Below are 7,326 nucleotides of genomic sequence, written 5' to 3' on the forward strand. Positions count from 1 at the left end.
GCGGAGCTTGAGCAGTAAGCGCCTCGCAGCGTCTCACCAGGCACACCTCCAGATCTGAATTCAGCAGGGACCGCCAACTCTACTCCGAGAGATGGTGTTCTCTAGCGCCCGTCGCGCAGGACAGCTTCGACGGTCGCGCATTGGAGGCGCCAGCACGGGGCTCTCACGCCCAGCCACGAAAGCGATAGACGCCTAATCCGATCATCTCTTTGATTGCCGAGGTGGTGAGGGCGAGAGCCTGGGCGTCCGGCAGAAGGTCGAGGAGGCTGACAAATTTGGGAGGCCCATAGAGATCCGTCGCCGCCGGCACCAAACTGATGCCCACTTTTTGGAATGCTGCGAGGGCGCGTGGCATATGGGTGCCCGAGGTGACGAGAAGCCCCGTGCGCCATCCATGCGCCTTGACGATGGCGGCGGTGTTGACGGCATTCTCACGCGTATTTCGGCTTTCGGTTTCCAGGATCAAAGCTGAAAACGGTATACCGAGCCCAACCAAAACATTGGAGATCGATTCCGCCTCAGGAACAGTACACACCCGCCAGGGCTGATTTCCCCCAGAGATCACGATGCGTGGCGCCTTGCCGGCCCGGTAGATCCGAAGAGCTTCCACAATCCGGTCTGCCGGACCGATGCCACCAAGCAAGACGATGGTATCGCTTTGCGGCAGCGGATCTTTGCCAACCGGCACAAGCTCCGACTGCAACCGCCAATTGAGCCAGCTTGCGCAGAGGGGCGTGGCTGCAATCCACAGGGACAGGAGTGCAAGGCCAAGCAGCACCTGCCCGATGCGCCGCCAAATTGTGAAGGATAGTGCAAGCGCAAGAGCGCCGATGAGTATTGCTGCACCCAACGGATAAACGAAGATGGGTAGGAGCTTCGCTAGAAAGAGGCTGGTCATTGGGCTGCTCGGTTCGTGGCAATTATCCTAGCCGCAAATTTGTGAGGACGCGCAGAGTAAATTCCAAAGTGGGCGCACGTCCAAGGTCAAACCTGCAGGTTTTCAAGGCGAGGCGCTTCGTGCGCAGTCCTCACCGTGTGTCGCCACCACTTGGTGGTCCTCGCGCTGGCTTCTAGTTCTGGCCTTCATTTGGAACTCTCCTCGACTGCCGTTTGCTGACATAATGCGCCCGGATGCGCAGCACCTATAGCATTTACGGATTGCGGCTGAGTTCAGAGGTTCGTCTGCCCGAACTCAGCGAAACGATCGACGAGGGACCGAGTGACATTTACATTTCCCTCGGCTCGATCTCGAGCGATTTGAGCAGGAGCGGCCGCGACGACAACGGATTTGTCGTCGTGGGCGACGCGATCTTCCTCGACATACCGGGTGTGGCAACGTTCTCTATCCGCGACGGAGCAAGTATCGAGGTGGTCCGTTATCCATCTTCCACCGAAGTCCAGGTCAGGTTATTTCTCCTGGGTTCCGTGATGGGAGCCCTGCTCCATCAGCGTGGCCTGATGCCATTCCACGCAGGCAGCATAGGGGTTGAAGGGTATGGGGTCGCATTCTCAGCCGACTCCGGGGGTGGCAAGTCAACCTTGACAGCACTATTCGCGCAACGAGGATATCAGGTGAATGGGGATGACGTCGCAGCATTGGAGTTGGCCCCGACGAACGAGGTCTTGCTCCGCTCTGCCCCTGCGCGGATCCGACTGATGCCGGATGCTCTAGAGGCCCTTGGGAAATCTTCCAAGCTCGAGTTGCAGGACCAGGGCATCGACAGGAAGTTTGAAATCTTGACCTGGCCACGCGAGGCTCAGCGAGCCTTGCCACTGAATCGGATCTACTTCCTGGAATTTGATGAGGCGGCAGACTCGATGCCTCATATAGAACCGATGGGAAAGTATGCAGCTTTTGTCGCGTTTCGCAGCAATATATATCGGTCTAGTCTCATCGGTAGCCTCGGGAAGGAGCGCAAGTTCTTGGAGTGGACATCTCGGGCTCTCGCAACGGTGGCCTGCTATCGGCTGCGGAGGCCCAAGGATCTGAGTAGACTAGGTGACATTGGTGATATTTTGGAGCTCCATTGGAGAGGGATTTCTCGACTTCACGGCCGAAGGCCACTGTGCTCGAAATGACAAAGCGGGTTTCGATAGGCGCTTTAGGGAAATTCTTCAGGTTGGGTCGCCTGAGACGACGGGTACTCGTGGGTTCGGCCTTGGGGATTACCCGCGCGAGACTCGAAGCGAAGATGATTCCCTTCCGGAGGATCGTCCAGTCGCTTGCACTGGGCGATGAGAACGAACGAGTTGGGCGGGAGACGCCTTTCGATGAACTCGAAGCGGTCGGTTGGTCGACAGCAGTTTTGTCCGCCAGAATCCCCTGGTGTAGGAACTGCCTGGCTCAAGCTGTGGCGGCGAAGCGGTATCTCAATCGGAAGAGAATTCCCAGCACCCTGTTTCTCGGAGTTTCAACTGAAGCGACTCAGGGTGGAAGTCTCAAGGCGATCGAAGCACATGCCTGGATCGAGTGTGACGGTCGGGTTCTGACCGGGGATCAGCAAACCGAGTTCCAAATCATCTATTCTCAGTCATGATGCCGAAGCCGATTCAGTTGAGTACGACCGTCGTTCGTGGCGAAGGACATCTCCATACGGAACTTAGTTCTGAAGAGACCGTCGTTCTCGGAGCCGATCTCGAGCATTACTTCGGTCTCAACAGCGTTGCGGCGCGGGTTTGGCAGCTGCTTGAGACACCGATGACGGTGAATGCGATCTGCTCCGTGCTTCTAACCGAGTTCGAGGTCGATCGTCCGACGTGCGAATCGCAGACGCTCGAACTGATTGAAAGACTGTCCCAGGAGTGCCTGATCGAAGCAGGTGACGAGGCGATGTGAGTGGGATCTTCGGGATCTATCAGCACGATGGCGCCCCGGTAGATCCGGCGACACCAGCGCGACTGGCAGACAGTCTCGCGGCTCTGGGCTGCGATGGGTACAGCCAGGTCGCCGCGAGTGGGGTGTCATTTGGACACCTGTTGATGGATCGGACACTCCTAGAGCGGGCGCCCTGTAAGGCGCTGTTCGACGAGGGTCGGGATCTTCTGTTCACCGGCGACCTCCGTCTGGACAATAGGAGAGAGTTGTCGGAAAAGCTCGAGATCGGCTTTGACCATTGCCAGCAGATTTCGGATAGCGAGTTGGTGCTGCGAGCGTATCGGCGTTGGGGAGTTGAGTGTTCACGGCATCTGCTAGGGGACTTCGCCTTCGCAATCTGGGATCAGCGACAGCGCCGATTGCTCCTGGTCCGCGACCACTTCGGGGTGCGGCCTCTCTTCTACGCCAAGGTCGGATCGTCTTTCTTCTTCGCATCGGCGATGCGGGGGCTGCTCGACCTTCCGGACGTTCCACTGGATCTAAACGAGACAATGCTCGCTCGTTATCTGATCTACGCCAGCTGCTCGGCGGGGCCGACACCCTACCGGGAGATTCAGTCTTTAATTCCGAGCCACATGATGGTGATAGAGGCCGACGGCGAGCCTCGACTCGAGTCCTATTGGAAACCAGATCCGGGTCGGCGAGTGTACTACAAGGACAAGCGCGATTATGTGCATCGCTATCGGGAGCTCCTGGGCGAGGCTGTCGCCACACGCATCGATCCCGGGTCTTGCACCGGGGTGATGGTTTCGGGCGGACTCGACTCTGCCGCCATCACCGCTCTTGCTGCCTCGCGAGATACCGTCACCAAATTGGTGGGAGTGGGGCATGTAACCCAACTCGACTCGCCGGCGGCTGATCGCGACGAGCGGAAGTATCTTGAGGCACTAACGGGCAGCCTATCAAAGCTGGACATGCGCTACACAACGGCGGCCGGCCTCTCCCCCCTCGCTCCGGTCGAGCAGGTTTTCGAGAGCCTCAGGCTGCCCGTTCAATGGGCAACGAACTACGTCCAGAAGGCTCTTTTCGAGGAAGCTAGGAAGGTTGGCTGCAATGTGCTCTTGACCGGAAACGGAGGAGACCAAGCCGCCTCGTTCAACAGCCCGCGGCACCTTGCCTGCTTGCTGGGTAGCCTGAAGCTGGGACGCTTCATCAGAGAATACAGTGCCGAGAGAGAAATAATCGGCATATCGAACTTTCGCTTGTGGCGCCAGTTGGCGTCAGCCCAACTGCCCCGTAAGGTCTGGCATGCGCTGAGCTATCAGCGCCACGGCTATCTCGGTCATCATGGCACCTGTATCGCAGAGCTCTTCGCTCAAGAGGTCGATCTCCGAACGAAGCTCAACGCGACTCCCTACTGGGATTGCACCAACTACCTTCCTTCGAGCGCGCGAGCAATATTACAAGAGTACATCATGGGATTGGCTGACGAAGGCGTCGACACCCACAATTGGGTGACCGAGGCAGCCGACTACAAGCTATCGCTGCGATATCCTCTCATCGACGTTCGTTTGGTCGAGTACTGCCTGGCCGTTCCAAGTGATCAGCACCGGCGAGCTGGCGTTGGGAGGAGGCTCATTCGCAGGGCTACAAAGGATCTCTTGCCCGACCTGATCAGGTTGCGCAAAGATAAAGGGGAGTTCGGGCCAGATCTACTTCTTCGAACGCAGAAGGACTTGGATCAAATTCGGCAAGAACTCAAAAGACAGCAAACCACCGTCGATCTAGGTAGGTATGTCGATTACGCTTGCCTCGAGCAAGCAGCTGATCGCATAGAGCGTAAGACCCTACAGGACCCGTTTCCCTCATATGATGGGCGGGCAATCCTGCTCCCGGCCTACTACCTAGGAAGATTCCTGGAACTGCGGGCTAAGAAGTTGGGTCGCCCTACTAAGAGGTCCCGTGATCACTATCCGACGGCCGGCCGGACTTCTGGGTAATTGAGGCAATTGATTCCTTGCGCACAATCGGCCTTTCCCAGCTCCGCTTCACTGGTACGTCGCGATCCTTCCTTCGGCCCCGCAGCTCATCACTCTTGTTGTCCGTCACCGATTAGCTCCCGTTGCCTCATTATGATTATTCGCAGGACAATAAAAAGCCAATGAAATTTATCCAGGTCTCTGTAAGCGTAGAACAGCTTCCAGCATGCTTTGTCCGATTTTGGATACCCAGATGAAGAGCGAGGAACGACTTCCCCATCGGGTCACGGCGTACTTGTTCACGAGACGCTTGCTCGCCAGGATTCAGAACGGAGTGAAAGCCGTTCATCGTGGTTTCTTCCTTGGCTTTCTGGACCCATCAGAGTTGCAAGTCCTGACAAATCATCATTACACCTCGACCCAGAGTGGAGACTCGGGCGACGTCAACTACCACGATGCGGCCTACAACCTATCGGGCTTGCGATATTGGGAACAGCGGGTGATCGAGAAATACTTCGCTGACTGTCGATCAATTCTGCTGGGGTCGGCTGGGGGTGGGCGGGAGGTTCTGGCGTTGTCTCGGATGGGGTTCTTGGTCGATGCGTTCGAGTGCAACCCTCAGTTGATGGCAAAATGTCAGAGCTTCCTCGAGCTGCATGGTGTCGAGGCTACGGTGATTCAGGCCGAGCCGGGCGGGGTCCCGGTGACCCTCGGGACTTACGACGGAGCTATATTGGGATGGGGTGCCTATATCCACGTTTTCGGGCGGAGGCGACGGGTTGAGCTGCTGCGGGAGTTTCGTCAGCATCTTTGCCCGGGCGCACCGCTCTTCCTGTCGTTTTGGGCAAAGCGGAATTCGATGTCGAGACGACTGTCGTATCGACTAGCGAAGTTCATTCGAGCCATCCGTGGTGCCGAGCCGGTCGAAGCGGGGGACTCGATCAGCTCCACCTTTGATCGCTCGTTCACCGAGAACGAGGTTCGTGAAGAGCTAGCCGAAGCCGGATTCGAGATGGTGTTCTACTCAGAGGAGAGCTTCGGGCACGCGGTGGGCCGAGCGTAGCGCCGGACTGCAACCGCGATCGGCATCATCGTCTCAACTCAGCCAATTTTGCCGGTGCCAGAATGGAGCACGCAAGGCTTTGCGCCGCCCCGCGCCGGCACCAAAGCACCAACCTCGTTGCTGCAGTGTTGACAGTTGGATCTTGCGGCTCTGCGCCGAGCGCAGCTCCCCGTAATCAAAAGTACCTTCTTCCAGCCACTTCGCGGTGGAGGCAGGTAAATTCCGCAACGCAGCAATTGGCTTCGTTTTGTAGAATGCGCGCGACCCGATAACCGATAGGTCGAATCGCGCTAGCCGAGCATTGCGGCACCCAACGGATAAACGAAGATGGGTAGGAGCTTTTCTAGAGAGAAGCTGGTCATTGGGCTGCTCGGTGCATGGCAGTTATCATAGCCACAAATTTGTGGAGACGCGCGGCGAGCCACTAGGCAGCTAAGTTCTGTAACGCAGCAATTGGGTTCGCTTTGCTTAGCGCAACTATTAGTTGCTTATTTTGATAATACAGCTTTATCCTGCCTTTAGCGGCAAGCCGGGCAAGAAAGCCTGATAGCCAACCATTGAAAGAACAAATAGCGAACACCATATGTCTGGTGCGAAGAAGTTCACAAGGGGGAAAGCATCATGGCATCAGAGAAGCAGCTTCAAGCGAACAGAGCCAACGCAAAGAACAGCACAGGCCCGAAGTCCCTTGCTGGGAAGGCTCGATCGCGCCTCAACTCACGAAAGCACGGTCTGACAGCAAAGATGCTCATCATCGCTGGCGAGAACGCCGGTGATTTTGATCAATTGCGCGCAGAACTCCTCGAGGAGCACGAGCCGCAATCGGTCTTGGAGGGCGAGTTGGTGGAGCGGCTCGCTGGGATCTTCTGGCGCCTGCGCCGTGTGCCCTTCTTTGAGGCCGCGATCATTGACGCTCGTCAGGCTCAGGTGGCGGAAGCCAAGGAGTCACAGCAAGCGATGCGGGCAAGGCGGTCGGATGAGTACGACGAGGAAGGCGGCGAAGAAGACGCCGACGAGATGTCCGACGAGGCGTGGTCAGTTCAACTTGGCGATGCCCTCATTCAGGATGGCGCTTTTGGTGATGGGCTCGGAAAGCTCGCGCGCCACGAAACCACTTTGATGAATGCCCTCACAAAGACGCTGCAGATGCTCTTTCTGCTTCAGAGCAGCCGGGGTCACACTAGGGGCGATGCGGTGGTGATTGATGCAACTCCGTTCCCGGTAGGACGCGGCGAGAGCGCCAAGGCTGCCTAACGCTGTACTGGAATTTTGCCCAGCCTCACTTGTATCGCGGACCTTCGTGGTCACCTTACTCCCACCTGAGTCGCACGCCGGGTCCCCTCCCCGCCTCCGCCGCGATAAACTCGATGCCGGCGCTCTCCAAGGCAGCCCGAATCTTCCAGATGGTTGTAGCCGCGCCTCGTAGTTCCGACGCGACCTCCACTCGTTTTACTGTTGCGATCCCTAAG

General features: G+C 57.5%; 6 protein-coding genes. 5 read left to right on the top strand and 1 reads right to left on the bottom strand.

Going from position 1 to position 7,326, the window contains the following annotated elements:
- Positions 1-163: 163 nt before the first annotated feature.
- Positions 164-898, bottom strand: coding sequence for a YdcF family protein (locus tag VM163_03710; GenBank protein HUT02977.1), 735 nt, complete (start codon positions 896-898; stop codon positions 164-166).
- A 233-nt stretch (positions 899-1,131) separates the two neighbouring features.
- On the opposite strand from VM163_03710, the gene VM163_03715 reads away from it, so the two are divergent.
- The 5 genes from VM163_03715 to VM163_03735 all read left to right on the top strand — a co-directional run bounded on the left by VM163_03715 (position 1,132) and on the right by VM163_03735 (position 7,111).
- Positions 1,132-2,079 (top strand): hypothetical protein, encoded by a 948-nt coding sequence (locus VM163_03715; GenBank protein HUT02978.1) that lies wholly within the window; start codon positions 1,132-1,134, stop codon positions 2,077-2,079.
- Between the two features lie 475 nt (positions 2,080-2,554).
- Entirely contained in the window at positions 2,555-2,836 is a 282-nt protein-coding gene (locus tag VM163_03720; GenBank protein ID HUT02979.1) for a PqqD family protein, read from the top strand.
- Between the two features lie 143 nt (positions 2,837-2,979).
- The gene (locus VM163_03725) at positions 2,980-4,815 is read left to right on the top strand and encodes an asparagine synthase-related protein (protein ID HUT02980.1); all 1,836 of its coding nucleotides are present in this window, start codon (positions 2,980-2,982) and stop codon (positions 4,813-4,815) included.
- Positions 4,816-5,047: 232 nt separating this feature from the next.
- The gene (locus tag VM163_03730) at positions 5,048-5,857 is read left to right on the top strand and encodes a hypothetical protein (GenBank protein ID HUT02981.1); all 810 of its coding nucleotides are present in this window, start codon (positions 5,048-5,050) and stop codon (positions 5,855-5,857) included.
- Positions 5,858-6,478: 621 nt separating this feature from the next.
- Positions 6,479-7,111, top strand: a complete 633-nt coding sequence (locus VM163_03735; GenBank protein ID HUT02982.1) for a hypothetical protein — start codon at positions 6,479-6,481, stop codon at positions 7,109-7,111.
- The last annotated feature ends 215 nt before the right edge of the window (positions 7,112-7,326 follow it).

This window comes from bacterium (assembly GCA_035527515.1).
In the GTDB taxonomy this organism is placed as follows: Bacteria; B130-G9; B130-G9; order B130-G9; family B130-G9; genus B130-G9.